Consider the following 15,160-nt stretch of genomic DNA (forward strand, 5'->3'; position numbering starts at 1 on the left):
CCGCGCAGAGCCCGCCGGCCCCCGCGCGCCACGGCGCGCACACCAGGACATGACGAACGGTCCGCCCCCCGTGCACACCACGAGAGGCGGACCGTTCCGCGTGTCCGGACCCGGTGTCCGTTACGGAGTCGTCCCGCACGGTCTGTCCACAGGGACGGCGGACCGCCCCGCGTGCAGCCGTTAGTGTGGGCCTCCGTCCGAGACGCTCCCCACGCCCCCCGCGGGCGACCCCGGCCGGAGGGCCCGTAGCTCGATGTCCTCAACTCCTGAGTTTCCGCGACACGTCGTCACCGCCGTGCTCGTCACCCACGACGGCGCCCGCTGGCTGCCCGACGCGCTCGCCGGGCTGCTCGCCCAGGAGCGCCCCGTGCAGAACGTGGTGGCGGCCGACACCGGCAGCGCCGACGACTCGGCGCAGCTCGTCGCCGACGCCATCGGCGCCGACCGCGTCCTGCACCTCGCGCGCCGCACCGGCTTCGGCGCCGCCGTCGAGGAGGCCGCCCGCACCGCGCCCCCGCTCGGACCCGAGGACCTGCCCTACCTGAAGCGCCCCAGCGGCTGGGACCCCGTCAGCCGCACCTGGAACGACGAGGCGTACGACCTCCCCGAACTCCCGCACGGCGAACCGGTCCAGTGGCTCTGGCTCCTCCACGACGACTGCGCCCCCGAGCCCGGCGCCCTCGCCGAACTCCTGCGCGTCGCCGAGTCGGACGCGGACGCCGCCGTCATCGGCCCCAAGCTGCGCGGCTGGTACGACCGCAAGCAGCTCCTCGAAGTCGGCGTCGGCATCGCCCGCAGCGGCCGCCGCTGGACCGGACTCGACCGCCGCGAGCAGGACCAGGGCCAGCACGACCAGGTCCGCTCCGTCCTCTCCGTCTCCACCGCCGGCATGCTGATCCGCCGCGACGTCTTCGAGGCCCTCGGCGGCTTCGACCGCCGCCTGCCCCTCATGCGCGACGACGTCGACCTGTGCTGGCGCGCGCACTCCGCCGGCCACCACGTCCTCGTCGCCCCCGACGCCGTCCTGCGGCACGCCGAGGCCTCCGCCCGCGAGCGCCGCACCGTCGACTGCGCGGGCCGCACGGCCGCGAACCCGCACCGCGTCGACAAGGCCGGCGCCGTCCACACCCTCCTCGCCAACACCCGGGGCAGGGCCCTTCCGTACGTCCTCGTGCGGCTCGTCCTCAGCACCCTGCTCCGCACCCTCGCCTACCTCGTCGGCAAGGCCCCGGGCCAGGCGGTCGACGAGGTCATGGGCCTCTTCGCGACCCTGCTGCGCCCCGAGAAGATCCTCGCCGCCCGGAAGCGCCGCAAGAACCCGGCCGTCCCCAACAGCGAGTTCCGGGCCCTCTTCCCGCCGCCCGGAGCCACCCTCCGCGCCACCGTCGAGCAGGTCGCCTCCCACTTCGGCGGTGCCGAGGCCGACACCGGCGGCTCCCGCCACGGCGTCGTCGAGTCGGGACCCGGCGGCGACGACGCGGACTACCTGGAGATCGAGCAGTTCGCCCGGCTCAAGAAGATCGCCCGCAAGCCCGGGCCCGTCCTCTTCGCCCTGCTCCTCCTGGTGTCCCTGGTCGCCTGCCGCAACCTCTTCGCCGGCGGCTCGCTGGCCGGCGGCGCCCTGCTGCCCGCCCCCGACACCGTCTCCGGCCTCTGGTCGCGGTACGCGGACTCCTGGCACGCCCTCGGCACCGGCGGCACCCAGACCGCCCCGCCCTACCTCGCCGTCCTGGCCGTGCTCTCCGCGCTGTTCCTCGGCTCCACCTCCACCGCGCTGACCCTGCTGCTCGTCTGCTCGGTCCCGCTCGCCGGCTTCACCGCGTACTTCGCCGCCCGCGGCATCGTCGAGTCCCGGCTCCTGCGCGCCTGGGGCGCCGTCGCGTACGCCTTCCTGCCCGCCGCCACCGGCGCCCTCGCCGCCGGCCGGCTCGGCACCGCCGTCCTCGCGATCCTGCTCCCGCTGATCGCCCGCGCCGCCGTCTCCGCCCACGGCTTCAACCGGCCGGACCGCGGCAGCTGGCGCGCCACCTGGGCGTACGCCTTCCTGCTCACCTTCGCGATGGCGTTCACCCCGGTCGTCTGGCCGCTCGCCGTCCTCCTCGGCCTCGGCGTGCTCGCCGTACGCCGCTCCGACCTCACCGCGTACGGGCTGCGCTTCCTCGCCGCCGTCGGCACCCCGCTGCTGCTCCTCGCACCCTGGTCGCTCACCCTGCTCACCGACCCCGCCGCCTTCCTGCGCGAGGCCGGCCTCGACGTCCGCACGGGCACGGCGACCGCGCTCGACCTGCTCGGCACCAGCCCCGGCGGCCCCGGCACCACCGGCGGCGTCCTCCTGATCGGCCTCGTCCTCGCCGGACTCGCCGGACTGCTCCGCGAGGAACGCCGGCTCGCCGTCCACACCGCCTGGGCCGCCGCCCTCGCCGGACTCCTCCTCGCCGTCCTCACCAACGGCGCGGACGGCACCGGCTGGGCCGGACCCGCCACCCTCGTCTACGGCGCCGCCCTCATCGCCGCCGGCATGATCGGCGCCGAGGGCGGCCGCACCCGCGTCGCCGCCCACGGCTTCGGCTGGCGCCAGCCCGTCGCCGCCCTCATCGCCCTCGCCTGCGCCCTCGGCCCCGCCGTCGCCGCCGTCGGCTGGATGATCGGCGGTGCCGACGGCCCGCTGACCCGGCGCGACCCGGTCCAGGTCCCGGCCTTCGTCGCCGAGGAGAGCGGCACCCGCGACCAGCCCCGCACCCTCGTCCTCGGCGGCGGCGCGCCCGGCGAGGTCGCGTACACCCTGGTCCGCGGCTCCGGCGCCCGCCTCGGCGACGGCGAGCTCACCGCGTCGGCCGAGGCCGACCCGCGCCTCGACGCGGTCGTCGCCCACCTCGTCGCCGGCTCCGGCGCCGACCAGACCCAGGAGCTCAGCGGCTACGCCGTCCGGTACGTCCTCGTACGGGACGGGGCACCGCGCCAGATGAGCCGCGTCCTCGACTCCACCCCGGGCCTCAGCCGGCTCAGCCAGCTCGACGGCAGCGCCCTCTGGCGCGTCGACCGCGAGATCGCCCGCCTCATGATCGTCCCGCCGGCGGCCAAGACCGCCGGCACCGAGAAGGCGCCGGAGACCGCTCAGCCGGTCGCCGTCGCCGCCGGACCGGTCGAGGCCCACACCGACCTCCCGGCGGGCCCCGCCGGCCGCGTCCTGCGCCTCGCCGACCGCGCCGACGAGGGCTGGACCGCCACCCTCGACGGCAAGGAGCTCACGCGGACCACCGTCGACGACTGGGCCCAGGGCTTCGAGCTGCCCGCCCAGGGCGGCCGCCTCGACCTCTCGTACGACGAGCCGCTCACCCACACCACGTGGATCTGGGCCCAGGCCGGCCTCGCCGTCGTCCTGCTGGTCCTCGCCCTGCCCGGGCGGCGCCGCGAGATCGACGACGACCTGCCCGAGGAGGAGCTCGCGATCCCCGCGCAGGCGACCGAGGGCGACGGCCGCCGGGCCCGCCGCCTGCGCGCCGCCGCGGACGCGGAGGCGGCCGCGGAGAGCGCCGAGCCGGCCGCGGAGGCCGCCTTCGACGCCTTCGGGACCGCGCAGGGCGGACCCGCCCCCATCCCCGGCCAGCAGTCCCACGAGGCCGGGGGCCAGGAGCAGGACTGGGACGGCGGCCACGACCCGGCGTACGCCCAGCAGGCCCCGGGCCGGCAGCCCCAGGAACAGCCGCAGGCCCAGCCCTACGCGGACCAGGGCGGCTACTACCAGGACTACGCGGCCGACCCGTACCAGCAGCAGCCGTACGCGTACCCCCAGCAGGGCTACGAGCACCAGCCGCAGGCCTACGCCGAGCAGGGCTACGAGCAGCAGCCCCAGCAGCCGTACGACCCGCAGCAGCAGTACGACCAGCAACAGCAGCAGTACGACCAGCAGCAGTACGACCCGTACGGCGGCTACGGCTACGGATACCCCCAGGGCCACGAGACCGAGCAGCGTCCCGACGGGAGCAGCAACCAGTGAAGCGCACGACCCTCTCCCTGATCGCGGGCGCCACGGCCCTCGCCGCCGTCACCGGCTTCGCGGCCCTCACCGCCCCCGACGGCACCGCGGCCCCCGGGGCGAGGGCCACCACCCGCCTCCCGGTCGAGCGCGTCGGTCTCGTCTGCCCGGCGCCCAGCACCTCCGAGGTGGCCGAGACGCTCTACACCTCGTACACCCCGACGGGTACGGGTACGGGTACGGGTACGGGCTCCGCCCCCGCCGGCGGCAAGGCGGAGCCGCCCACGGCGCAGCTGCGGACCGCCGCGAGCGCGCCGAGCGCCGGCGGCGACGGCAAGACCGGCAAGAAGCCCAAGGACGCCAAGGCCCCGCCGACCGTCACCGCCCCCGGCAAGCCCGTCACCGCCGAGGCGGAGGGCGGCTCCGTGCCCGCGCTCACCGGCGCTGCGACCGGTGCCCTCGCCCCCGGCTGGACGGTCCAGCAGACCACCGTCGTCCCGGCGGGCGGCGCCCGCGGCCTGCTCGGTCTCGGCTGCGGAGCCCCCGACACCGACTTCTGGTTCCCGGCGGCCTCCACCGCCAAGGACCGCCAGGACTACGTCCACCTCACCAACCCGGACGACACGGCGGCCGTCGCCGACATCGAGCTGTACGGCCCCGAGGGCGTCCTGAAGTCCCAGTTCACCGAGGGCATCCCGGTCCCCGCCCACTCCACCGTCCCGGTGCTGCTGTCCACCCTCACGAGCGGGGCCGGCCAGAAGGACGTCACCGTCCACGTCACCACCCGCAGCGGACGCGTCGGCGCCGCCGTCGCCGCGGCCGACGAGAAGCTCGGCAGCGACTGGATCGCCCCGGCCGCCGACCCGGCGGCAAGCGCCGTGCTCCCCGGCATCCCGGCCGACGCCACCTCCGTGCGGCTCGTGGCCTTCGCCCCCGGCGAGGACGACGCCGACCTCAAGGTCCAGCTGGTCACCGCGTCCGGCACGATCGTCCCGGCGGGCGCCGGCTCCCTGCACGTGAAGTCCGGGATGACGGCCGCCGCCGACCTGCCGAACCTCACCCGGGGCGCGGTGGGCTCCCTGCTGCTGACCCCGAGCGACCCGAAGAAGGCCACGCCGGTCGTCGCGGCCCTGGAGGTCGTGCGCGGCAAGGGCGAGAACACCGAGATCGCGTTCATCCCCGCGACCGCTGCGGTCTCCGCGCGCGCGACGGTCGCCGACAACCGCGCCAAGGGCTCGACGCTCTCCCTGACGGCCCCGGGAGCGGAGGCCCAGGTGAAGGTCACCGCCTCGGCGGGTTCCGGGGGCGGCACGCCGGTGTCGAAGACCGTCACGGTCAAGGCGGGCACGACGACGGTCCTGACGGACCTGGTGCCCGGGGGCCTCAAGGGCTCCTACGCGCTGACCGTCGAGCCGGTCTCGGGCGGCAAGGTCCACGCGGCCCGCACGCTCGCGCTTCCGGAGGACGGCGTCCCGATGTTCACCGTCCAGACGTTCGTCGACGACCGGGGCACGGTCGAGGTCCCGACGGCCCACCAGAACCTCGGCGTCCTCGACTGACGGCGCGGCCCGGGGGTCCCTTGCCCGGGGGGACCGCCCCCGGGCGGTACCGGCTCAGCCCTGCCCGTTCCGGCCCACCCTGCCCGTTCCGGCTCAGTCCTGCCCGTACCGGGGATCGACCGACTCGGGGGAGAGCCCGAGGAGCTCGGCGACCTGCTCCACGACGACCTCGTGGACCAGGAGCGCCCGCTCGTCCCGGCTCTTCGAGCGGATCTCGACCGGCCGGCGGTAGACGACCACCCGGGCCGGCTCGTTCTTCTCGGCGGGCACCGAGCCGCCCAGCGGCACCGTCTCGCCCGTCACCGGCGGAGGCACCTCCATCACCATGAAGTCGACGTCCGCCAGCTGCGGCCAGCGCCGTTCGAGGCGCTCCACCGAGTCGAGGACGAGGTCGCGGAAGGTGTCGGCCCGGCTCGTGGAGAGCGGCACCTGCGGCGGCGCGACCGGTCCCCGCATCCCGCGGCCGTGCCGGTCGCGGCGGCGGACCCGGGGCTCCGCCGGGGGCTCCGTGGGACGGTGCGAGGGGCTCGGCGGCACAGGACTGTCCATCACTGACGCAGCGTAACCCCCATCCGTCCCACCGCACCGTGGCGCATCCTCGCCACCTCTCCCCGCGTCCCCGCGACCCCGCCCCACGCCGTGTCGAAACCTGAGCATTCCGGCCGGTGGCCGCCCCGTTCGACGGTCCGTCACGATCGGCCATCTGGCCCTGGTTGACCGGATTTGTATCCCAAGGTGTCCGGATAGCCACCTGCCCGCACCCCCTTGGGTCCCCTCCCGCGCAGGTCAGAGCAGCCGCCGGACGAAGGGTGGTGTCGGAGGTCACACCGCGACACGGTGGAGTGACCTGAGGGAGAGTCGTCGCGGCCCGCTCAAGAGTGCGGTACCGTCCAACGTCGTGAGCCCTGTACGTCGCTGTTCGCGCACCGCGTGCGGCCGCCCTGCCGTCGCGACACTGACGTACGTCTATGCCGACTCGACTGCGGTCCTCGGCCCGCTCGCCACCTACGCCGAGCCCCACTGCTACGACCTGTGCGCCGAGCACAGCGAGCGCCTCACCGCCCCGCGCGGCTGGGAGGTGGTGCGGCTCTCCGACGGATCCGCCCCCGCCCGCCCCAGCGGCGACGACCTCGAGGCGCTCGCCAACGCGGTACGCGAGGCCGCCCGCCCCCAGGAACGCGCGGCCGAGGCCGGCGGCAAGGGCGGCGGAGGCCGTGGCGGCGACCCCATGGAGGTCGGGCGCCGAGGGCACCTCAGAGTGCTCCGTTCGCCGGACAACTGACGCCAACCGGCCACCCTCCGCGTACCCCCGGCCCCGTATCGCCGGTCTCCGGGTAGTTTTGGCGTTCCGTACACGCGCCGCACACGCGTGTGGAGAACTCAGGAGGGTGGATCCGTGACGACCGATCTGTCGCAGATCGTGAAGGCGTACGACATCCGCGGAGTGGTACCCGACCAGTGGGACGAGACGCTCGCCGAACTCTTCGGCTCCGCCTTCGTCCGCGTGACGGACGCCGGCGCGATCGTCGTGGGCCACGACATGCGCCCCTCCTCGCCCGGCCTCGCGGCGGCCTTCGCGCGCGGCGCGGCCCGCCTCGGCGCCGACGTGACCCTCATCGGGCTCTGCTCCACGGACCAGCTGTACTTCGCCTCCGGCAGCCTCGACCTGCCCGGCGCCATGTTCACGGCCTCCCACAACCCGGCCCAGTACAACGGCATCAAGATGTGCCGCGCCGGCGCCGCCCCCGTCGGCCAGGACACCGGCCTCGCCGACATCCGCGCCCTCGCCGAGGAGTGGACGGAGAAGGGCGCCCCCCAGGCCGCGGCGACCCAGGGCACGATCACCGAGCGCGACACCCTCGCGGACTACGCCGCCCACCTGAAGGGCCTGGTCGACCTCACCGCGATCCGCCCCCTCAAGGTCGTCGTCGACGCGGGCAACGGCATGGGCGGCCACACCGTCCCGACGGTCTTCGCCGGCCTCCCGCTCACGACGGTCCCGATGTACTTCGAGCTCGACGGCACCTTCCCGAACCACGAGGCCAACCCGCTCGACCCGAAGAACATCGTCGACCTCCAGGCGCGCGTCCTCGCCGAGGGCGCCGACCTCGGGCTCGCCTTCGACGGCGACGCCGACCGCTGCTTCGTCGTCGACGAGCGCGGCGAGCCGGTCCCCCCGTCCGCGATCACCGCCCTCGTCGCCGCGCGCGAGCTCGCCAAGCAGCCCGGCGGAACGATCATCCACAACCTGATCACCTCCTGGTCGGTGCCGGAGGTCGTCCGCGAGCAGGGCGGCGAGCCCGTCCGCACCCGCGTCGGCCACTCCTTCATCAAGGAGGAGATGGCGAAGAGCGGAGCGATCTTCGGCGGCGAGCACTCGGCCCACTACTACTTCAAGGACTTCTGGAACGCGGACACCGGCATGCTCGCCGCGCTGCACGTCCTCGCCGCCCTCGGCGGCCAGGACGGCACCCTGTCCGACCTGGTCTCCGCCTACGACCGGTACGCCTCCTCCGGCGAGATCAACTCGACGGTCGCGGACCAGACGGCGAGCACCGCCAAGGTCAGGGCGACGTACGAGGGCACCGAGGGCATCACCTTCGACGAGCTCGACGGCCTGACCGTGACTGCGACGGACTGGTGGTTCAACCTCCGCGCCTCCAACACGGAGCCGCTCCTGCGCCTCAACGTCGAGGCCCGCGACGAGGCCACCATGGCCTCGATCCGCGACGAGGTCCTCGGCCTGGTCCGGGCGACCGACTGACCCCGCCCCACCGCCGGGGGACCGGGGCGTGCCCCGTTCCCCGGCGGTAGGCTGACCTGGCCCGATCCGTCTCGTCCGAAGGGACCACCCATGCCGCTCGAAGCCGGCCTCCTGGAGATCCTGGCCTGCCCGGCCTGCCACGCTCCGCTGAACGACCGCACGGCGGACGAGACGCCCGAGCTGGTCTGCACGAGCCCCGACTGCGGCCTCGCCTACCCGGTCCGCGACGGCATCCCGGTCCTCCTCACCGACGAGGCCCGCAAGCCGCAGTAGGGCCCACGCCCCTGTGGGCCCACGCCCGCACGCCGGAGCGGGCCCGGCCTCGCGCGGGGGTCTGCTTTTATGCCTGTGTGGGTTCCACCCCGCCCGTCGCGGGCATTCGTTCCTCCCCCGGACTCCGTCCGGGGGACCGCCAGGACGGAACGGGTGGGCACGACGGACGGCGCCCCTTGCCGGGCCCAGGCCCCCGCGCCTGAACCCGCACCACCCGCACCCGCACCAAGGCAGCGCCCGCACAAGCCGCGCCCCGCAGGGAGGCCGCACATGCTCGACGAGACCCTCCTCGACGCCCCGGACGACCTCGCCCTGGCCGACCGCAGAGGCCTCCTCCTCGGCGCCGCCGAGGCCGGCGCACGGGTGAGGACCGCCGCCCGGCACGCCGCGGAGGCCGGCATCGCGGACCTCCGCCCCGAGGGGCGCCCCCGCGCCGTCCTCGTCGCGGGCCCCGGCACCGCCGCCGCGGGCGTCGCGGACCTGATCGGCGCGCTCGCCGGAGCCGCCGCCCCCGTCGTACGGCTCCAGCCGACCGGCGTCGCCCCCGCCGCGGGCGCCCTGCGCTGGGCGCTGCCCGGCTGGGCGGGCTCGGTGGACCTGCTCCTGATGCCCACCACCGACGGCTCCGAGCCGGGCCTCGCCCTCCTCGCCGAGCAGGCCTACCGCCGGGGGATCACCGTCGTCGCCGTCGCCCCCAAGGCCTCCCCGCTCGCCGAGACGGTCAACGGCTCGCACGGCCTGTTCGTCCCGATGGCGACCGCCCCGAACGAGACGCCCGAGGAGTACGCCGAGGGCATCGCCGCCAGTCCGGGAGCCCTCTGGGCCCTGTTCACCCCGCTCCTCGCGCTCCTGGACCGGGTCGGCCTCATCGAGGCGCCGGCGGAGGCCCTGGAGAAGGTCGCCGACCGCCTCGACCGGACGGCGGAACGCTGCGGCCCGGCGATCGCCACCTACAGCAACCCGGCGAAGACCCTCGCCGCCGAACTCGCGGACACGCTCCCGCTGATCTGGACCGAGGGCACCTCCGCCGGACCGGCCGGCCGCCGCTTCGCCGCCGTCCTCGCCGAACTCGCCGGCCTGCCCGCGCTCGCCGCCGAACTCCCCGAGGCCCTCCCGGCGCACGGCGTCCTCCTCGCGGGCGACTACGCGGCGGGCGCCGACCCGGACGACTTCTTCCGCGACCGCGTCGACGAGCAGCAGGCGCTCCGCGCGCGCGTGGTGCTGCTCCGCGACCGTCCGGCGGGCGGTCTGACCGCCGCCCCGGCCGCCCGCGAGCTGGCCCTCGGACACGAGACGGCCATCAGCGAACTCGAACCCGAGGAGGGCGGCGACCTGGAGACCCTCGCCGAACTCCTCGCCGTGACCGACTTCGCGGCCGTCTACCTCTCGCTCGCCACCCCGGGCCGCACACCGCACTAGCCCGCACGCGAGGCGCGGAAGGCCCGCGGCCCCGAGGGCCCGTCACGGCCGCAGCGCGGTCACACCGGCCTCACCCGCCCCGGTCACCCCACTGTCACCCCCGCGCCCACCGCCCCGTCACCCACCCGTCACCCGCCCCCTGTCACCTGTCTCCCGACAACCCGCACGATCCATCACCGCCCCGAGGAGCTGGCAGGCACCATGGACCGCCTCGTCAACACCGTCCGCCCCTACGCCTGGGGATCCACGACGGCCATCCCGGAACTGCTCGGAACCGCCCCCACCGGCGAACCGCAGGCCGAACTGTGGATGGGCGCCCACCCCGGTGCCCCCTCCCGCACCGGACGGGGCGCGCTGAACGAGCTCATCGCCGCCGATCCCGTACGCGAACTGGGCGAGCGGGCCGTCGAGAAGTTCGGACCGCGGCTCCCGTTCCTCCTGAAGCTGCTCGCCGCCGGAGCCCCGCTCTCCCTCCAGGTCCACCCCGACCTGGAGCAGGCGAAGGCCGGATACGCCGCCGAGGAGGCCGCCGGCATCCCGGTCGACGCCCCCCACCGCATGTACAAGGACGCCAACCACAAGCCCGAGCTGATCTGCGCCCTCACCCCCTTCGACGGGCTGTGCGGCTTCCGCGCCCCCGCCGAGGCCGCCGACCTCATCGCCGCGCTGGGCGTCGACACCCTCAAGCCGTACGTGGACCTCCTCCACGCCCACCCCGAAGAGGCCGCCCTCCGCGAGGTCCTGACCGCCCTGCTCACCGCCGACCGCGAGGAGATGGCGCACACCGTCGCCGAGGCCGCCGCCGCGGCCGACCGCCTCGGCGGCGACCACGCGCCCTTCGCGAGCCTGGCCCACCACTACCCGGGCGACCCCGGCGTGATCGCCGCCATGCTCCTCAACCGGGTACGGCTCCAGCCCGGCGAGGCCCTCTACCTCGGCGCCGGCGTCCCGCACGCCTACCTCGACGGCCTCGGCGTCGAGATCATGGCCAACTCCGACAACGTGCTCCGCTGCGGCCTCACGCCCAAGCACGTCGATGTCCCCGAACTCCTCCGGATCGTCCGCTTCGAACCGAACGAATCGGCCGTCCTGCGCCCCGAGGCCTCCCCCTCCGGCGAGGAGGTCTACGAGACCCCGATCGACGAGTTCCGCCTCTCCCGGTTCGTCCGCGCGGAAGGCGCCGCCCCGACCGACGTCACCGCCCCCACCCCGCAGATCCTGCTCGCCGTCGCGGGCCGCCCGCAGGCGGGCGAGACCGTCCTCGGTCCCGGCGAGTCCGTCTTCGTCCCGGCGGGCGAGGCCACCGAACTGACCGGAGCGGGCACGGTCTTCCGGGCGACCGTCGTGGCCTGATGCGACAATGACCGGCCGAGCCGCGGCGATCGAGCCGGAGCACCGACGAAGGGACCACGTACACCCATGAGCGCGTCAGGCGGAACCAGGGCGATCGTGGCGGCACTCGCCGCCAACCTCGCGATCGCCGTAGCCAAGTTCGTGGCGTTCCTCTTCAGTGGTTCGTCGTCGATGCTCGCCGAGAGCGTCCACTCGCTCGCCGACTCCGGCAACCAGGGCCTGCTGCTCCTCGGCGGCAAGAAGGCCCAGCGCGAGGCCACCCCGCAGCACCCCTTCGGCTACGGCCGCGAGCGCTACATCTACGCCTTCCTCGTCTCCATCGTGCTCTTCTCCGTCGGCGGCATGTTCGCCATCTACGAGGGCTACGAGAAGATCAAGCACCCCCACCCCATCGAGGCCTGGTACTGGCCGGTCGGCGTCCTCGTCTTCGCGATCATCGCCGAGTCCTTCTCCTTCCGCACCGCCATCAAGGAGTCCAACCAGATCCGCGGCGGCCTCTCCTGGACGGAGTTCGTCCGCCGGGCGAAGGCCCCCGAGCTCCCCGTCGTCCTCCTGGAGGACCTCGGCGCCCTCGTCGGTCTCGTCCTCGCCCTCGGCGGCGTCGGCCTCGCCCTGCTCACCGGCAACGGCGTCTGGGACGGCATCGGCACCCTCTGCATCGGCATCCTGCTCATCCTCATCGCGCTCGTGCTCGCCGCCGAGACCAAGTCCCTGCTCCTCGGCGAGTCCGCCGGAGTCGAGGACGTCAAGAAGATCGAGGCGGCCGTCGTCGACGGCGAGACCGTCACCCGCCTCATCCACATGCGCACGCTCCACCTCGGCCCCGAGGAGCTCCTCGTCGCCGCCAAGGTCGCCGTCCAGCACGACGACACGGCCGGCGAGGTCGCGCACGCCATCAACGCCGCCGAGGAGCGCATCCGCGCCGCCGTCCCGATCGCCCGGGTCATCTACCTGGAGCCCGACATCTACAGCGAGGCGGCCGCCTCCGCGGGCAAGAACCCGGCGAAGAACCCGGGCGGCCCGGGCCACTGACCCGCCGGGCGTCCCCGGCCGGCCTCCTGTCGGCCCCCGGACGCCCCCGGGCGGGCACGCCCCACCACCTCGGACCCCCGGACCACACGGCCCGGGGGTCTCGCGCATCCGTACGGACCACACGCGGAGGGCGCACGGCCGTACGGGACACCGGGCGCCGGAGCCCCCCGCGGGCCGGATGCGGACTGTGGCCCGCCGCGCCGATCGGTGTAGATTCGTGACCAGCCAGACGTCGCTGCTGATGGCGGTCGGGCGGTCCGCGGACCGTCCGAGGGAGAGAGGGCCTCCGACGACGGCACCGAGCAAGCGCCCGGGCATTCGTGTGCCCAGGGGGCCCTGCCGTGGTGCCAGGCACCTCAACCGACCCTCGCACTCGCACACACGAGGAGCAGCCCAGTCATGACGACTGTCGCCCACCAGGACTTCAAGGTCGCCGACCTCTCCCTGGCCGTCTTCGGCCGCAAGGAGATCACCCTCGCCGAGCACGAGATGCCCGGCCTGATGTCGATCCGCCGCGAGTACGCCGACCAGCAGCCGCTCGCCGGCGCCCGCGTCACCGGCTCCCTGCACATGACCGTGCAGACCGCCGTCCTCATCGAGACCCTGGTCGCCCTCGGCGCCGAGGTCCGCTGGGCGTCCTGCAACATCTTCTCCACCCAGGACCACGCCGCCGCGGCCATCGCCGTCGGCCCGAACGGCACCCCGGAGAACCCGCAGGGCGTCCCGGTCTTCGCCTGGAAGGGCGAGACCCTGGAGGAGTACTGGTGGTGCACCGAGCAGGCCCTCACCTGGCCGAACTCGCCCACCGGCGGCCCGAACATGATCCTGGACGACGGCGGTGACGCCACCCTCCTCGTCCACAAGGGCGTCGAGTTCGAGAAGGCCGGCTCCGCCCCGGACCCCTCCACCGCGGACAGCGAGGAGTACGGCCACATCCTCCGCCTCCTCAACCGCACCCTCACCGAGAACCCGCAGAAGTGGACCCAGCTGGCGTCCGAGATCCGCGGCGTGACCGAGGAGACCACCACCGGCGTCCACCGCCTGTACGAGATGCACCAGGCCGGCTCCCTCCTCTTCCCGGCGATCAACGTGAACGACGCCGTGACGAAGTCGAAGTTCGACAACAAGTACGGCTGCCGCCACTCCCTCATCGACGGCATCAACCGCGCCACCGACGTCCTCATCGGCGGCAAGACCGCCGTCGTCTGCGGCTACGGCGACGTCGGCAAGGGCTGCGCCGAGTCCCTCCGCGGCCAGGGCGCCCGCGTCATCATCACGGAGATCGACCCGATCTGCGCGCTCCAGGCGGCGATGGACGGCTACCAGGTCACGACCCTCGACGAGGTCGTCGAGACCGCCGACATCTTCATCACCACCACCGGCAACAAGGACATCATCATGGCCGCCGACATGGCCAAGATGAAGCACCAGGCCATCGTCGGCAACATCGGCCACTTCGACAACGAGATCGACATGGCCGGCCTCGCCAAGACCCCGGGCATCGTCAAGGACGAGGTCAAGCCGCAGGTCCACACCTGGACCCACCCGGACGGCAAGGTCCTCATCGTCCTCTCCGAGGGCCGCCTGCTGAACCTCGGCAACGCGACCGGTCACCCGTCCTTCGTGATGTCGAACTCCTTCGCGGACCAGACCCTGGCCCAGATCGAGCTCTTCACCAAGCCGGAGGAGTACCCGACCGACGTCTACGTGCTGCCGAAGCACCTCGACGAGAAGGTCGCCCGCCTCCACCTGGACTCGCTCGGCGTCAAGCTGACGACCCTCCGCCCCGAGCAGGCCGCCTACATCGGCGTCGAGGTCGAGGGCCCCTTCAAGCCGGACCACTACCGCTACTGATGTCCCCGGCGGCGCCCGCGCACCGACGCGGCGCCGTCCCGGACACCCGTAGAGGACTCAGGCAGGCCCCCCGCACCCCCGTGCCGGGGGGCCTGCCCCGTCCAGCCCCCTCGCTACCGCTCCAGGAAGCGCACCCTCCCGAGGACCGACCCATGCCCCGCGGCCGTTATTCGCTCCATGATCCGCACGATCACACCCCCCTCGGCGAAGAACACTTCCACTGCGCGCCCGGCCCCTCCGGCTGGCGCTACGTCTCGCAGATCACCACCCCCGGCGGCGACCACCGGGGCTCCGTCGACCTGGCCGTCGACGAACTCGGCCGCCCCATCCGGCTCGAGATGCACGCCGCGAGCTGGCAGGTCCGCGGCGCGGCCCTCGACGGCGTCACCTGGGTCCGCACGGACCCCACCGGAACCCACGCCACCGAAGGCAATGTGCGCGCCCACGCCTTCACCGGCACGTCCCCGGCCTTCCTCGTCGCCCTCACGCGACTGCTGCGTCTCACCCCCGATTCCCCCGAGACCCGTGTCAGGCTCGTCGCCTTCACGGACCCGGTGCTCGCCCCCCTCACGGTCGACCAGTCCTGGGCCCTGCTGAGAAGTGAAGCGCACAGCACTGACAACGGCCCTCTGACCGTGGACGAGTACCAGGTCAGCACCCTGGACACGGGCGAACGCCACACGGTCCACATCGCCGGCGACGTGGTCCTCGCGGCCCCCGGCATCGAACTCGAAGCCCTGGAGACCCCGCCGTCCGTCTTCCCCTGACCGGGAGACCCGCTCAAGCGGGCGGAGCGAAGCCGGTGGACGGGGCGGCGGGGGCGGGCCCGCGCGGGGGGGGGGCGGGGGGGCCCGCCCCCCCCGCGGCCCCGCGGGGGGGGCCACCACCGGGGGCGCCCCCGCGGGGGGGGGACCCCCCCGAGAGCCCCCC

Annotated in this window: 11 protein-coding genes; 10 read left to right on the plus strand and 1 reads right to left on the minus strand. The window is 74.4% G+C overall.

The window, feature by feature from the left end; translation table 11 throughout:
• The first annotated feature begins 253 nt into the window (after nt 1-253).
• The gene (locus ACFV2S_RS36340) at nt 254-3,997 is read left to right on the plus strand and encodes a glycosyltransferase family 2 protein (RefSeq protein ID WP_385570027.1); all 3,744 of its coding nucleotides are present in this window, start codon (nt 254-256) and stop codon (nt 3,995-3,997) included.
• On the plus strand, nt 3,994-5,535 hold the full coding sequence (locus ACFV2S_RS36345; protein WP_385570032.1) for a DUF5719 family protein: 1,542 nt from the start codon (nt 3,994-3,996) through the stop codon (nt 5,533-5,535). Before ACFV2S_RS36340 ends, ACFV2S_RS36345 begins: the two co-directional genes overlap by 4 nt.
• A 93-nt stretch (nt 5,536-5,628) precedes the next feature.
• On the opposite strand, the gene ACFV2S_RS36350 is transcribed toward ACFV2S_RS36345, so the two are convergent.
• Nucleotides 5,629-6,084 carry a metallopeptidase family protein gene (locus ACFV2S_RS36350; RefSeq protein ID WP_385570076.1) on the minus strand — a complete coding sequence of 152 codons (456 nt, stop codon included), beginning with the start codon at nt 6,082-6,084 and terminating at the stop codon, nt 5,629-5,631.
• Nucleotides 6,085-6,382: 298 nt separating this feature from the next.
• On the opposite strand from ACFV2S_RS36350, the gene ACFV2S_RS36355 reads away from it, so the two are divergent.
• From ACFV2S_RS36355 to ACFV2S_RS36390, 8 genes are all read left to right on the plus strand, one after another.
• The gene (locus tag ACFV2S_RS36355; protein ID WP_382872065.1) at nt 6,383-6,817 is read left to right on the plus strand and encodes a DUF3499 domain-containing protein; all 435 of its coding nucleotides are present in this window, start codon (nt 6,383-6,385) and stop codon (nt 6,815-6,817) included.
• Nucleotides 6,818-6,931: 114 nt separating this feature from the next.
• A complete protein-coding gene (locus tag ACFV2S_RS36360; RefSeq protein WP_385570036.1) occupies nt 6,932-8,299 on the plus strand; it encodes a phosphomannomutase/phosphoglucomutase in 1,368 nt (455 codons plus the stop codon).
• Nucleotides 8,300-8,389: 90 nt separating this feature from the next.
• Entirely contained in the window at nt 8,390-8,572 is a 183-nt protein-coding gene (locus ACFV2S_RS36365) for a Trm112 family protein (RefSeq protein ID WP_385570041.1), read from the plus strand.
• Nucleotides 8,573-8,842: 270 nt separating this feature from the next.
• On the plus strand, nt 8,843-9,991 hold the full coding sequence (locus ACFV2S_RS36370; protein ID WP_385570045.1) for an SIS domain-containing protein: 1,149 nt from the start codon (nt 8,843-8,845) through the stop codon (nt 9,989-9,991).
• 201 nt (nt 9,992-10,192) lie between these two features.
• On the plus strand, nt 10,193-11,344 hold the full coding sequence (gene manA / locus ACFV2S_RS36375) for a mannose-6-phosphate isomerase, class I (RefSeq protein ID WP_385570049.1): 1,152 nt from the start codon (nt 10,193-10,195) through the stop codon (nt 11,342-11,344).
• A gap of 66 nt (nt 11,345-11,410) precedes the next feature.
• Entirely contained in the window at nt 11,411-12,376 is a 966-nt protein-coding gene (locus ACFV2S_RS36380) for a cation diffusion facilitator family transporter (protein ID WP_385570052.1), read from the plus strand.
• Between the two features lie 399 nt (nt 12,377-12,775).
• Nucleotides 12,776-14,230, plus strand: coding sequence for an adenosylhomocysteinase (gene ahcY / locus ACFV2S_RS36385; protein WP_385570056.1), 1,455 nt, complete (start codon nt 12,776-12,778; stop codon nt 14,228-14,230).
• A gap of 152 nt (nt 14,231-14,382) precedes the next feature.
• Nucleotides 14,383-14,997 (plus strand): hypothetical protein, encoded by a 615-nt coding sequence (locus tag ACFV2S_RS36390; protein ID WP_385570060.1) that lies wholly within the window; start codon nt 14,383-14,385, stop codon nt 14,995-14,997.
• Nucleotides 14,998-15,160: the final 163 nt, after the last annotated feature.

Origin of the sequence: Streptomyces sp. NPDC059695 (genome assembly GCF_042733785.1) — a bacterium.
Classification (GTDB): Bacteria; Actinomycetota; Actinomycetes; order Streptomycetales; family Streptomycetaceae; genus Streptomyces.

What these genes read in the sequence shown, in the direction of transcription:
- ACFV2S_RS36340 (WP_385570027.1), top strand. Translation starts at nt 254, where the DNA reads ATGTCCTCAACTCCTGAGTTTCCGCGACACGTCGTCACCGCCGTGCTC.
- ACFV2S_RS36350 (WP_385570076.1), bottom strand. Translation starts at nt 6,084, where the DNA reads ATGGACAGTCCTGTGCCGCCGAGCCCCTCGCACCGTCCCACGGAGCCC.
- ACFV2S_RS36365 (WP_385570041.1), top strand. Translation starts at nt 8,390, where the DNA reads ATGCCGCTCGAAGCCGGCCTCCTGGAGATCCTGGCCTGCCCGGCCTGC.
- ACFV2S_RS36370 (WP_385570045.1), top strand. Translation starts at nt 8,843, where the DNA reads ATGCTCGACGAGACCCTCCTCGACGCCCCGGACGACCTCGCCCTGGCC.
- manA (WP_385570049.1), top strand. Translation starts at nt 10,193, where the DNA reads ATGGACCGCCTCGTCAACACCGTCCGCCCCTACGCCTGGGGATCCACG.
- ACFV2S_RS36380 (WP_385570052.1), top strand. Translation starts at nt 11,411, where the DNA reads ATGAGCGCGTCAGGCGGAACCAGGGCGATCGTGGCGGCACTCGCCGCC.
- ahcY (WP_385570056.1), top strand. Translation starts at nt 12,776, where the DNA reads ATGACGACTGTCGCCCACCAGGACTTCAAGGTCGCCGACCTCTCCCTG.
- ACFV2S_RS36390 (WP_385570060.1), top strand. Translation starts at nt 14,383, where the DNA reads ATGCCCCGCGGCCGTTATTCGCTCCATGATCCGCACGATCACACCCCC.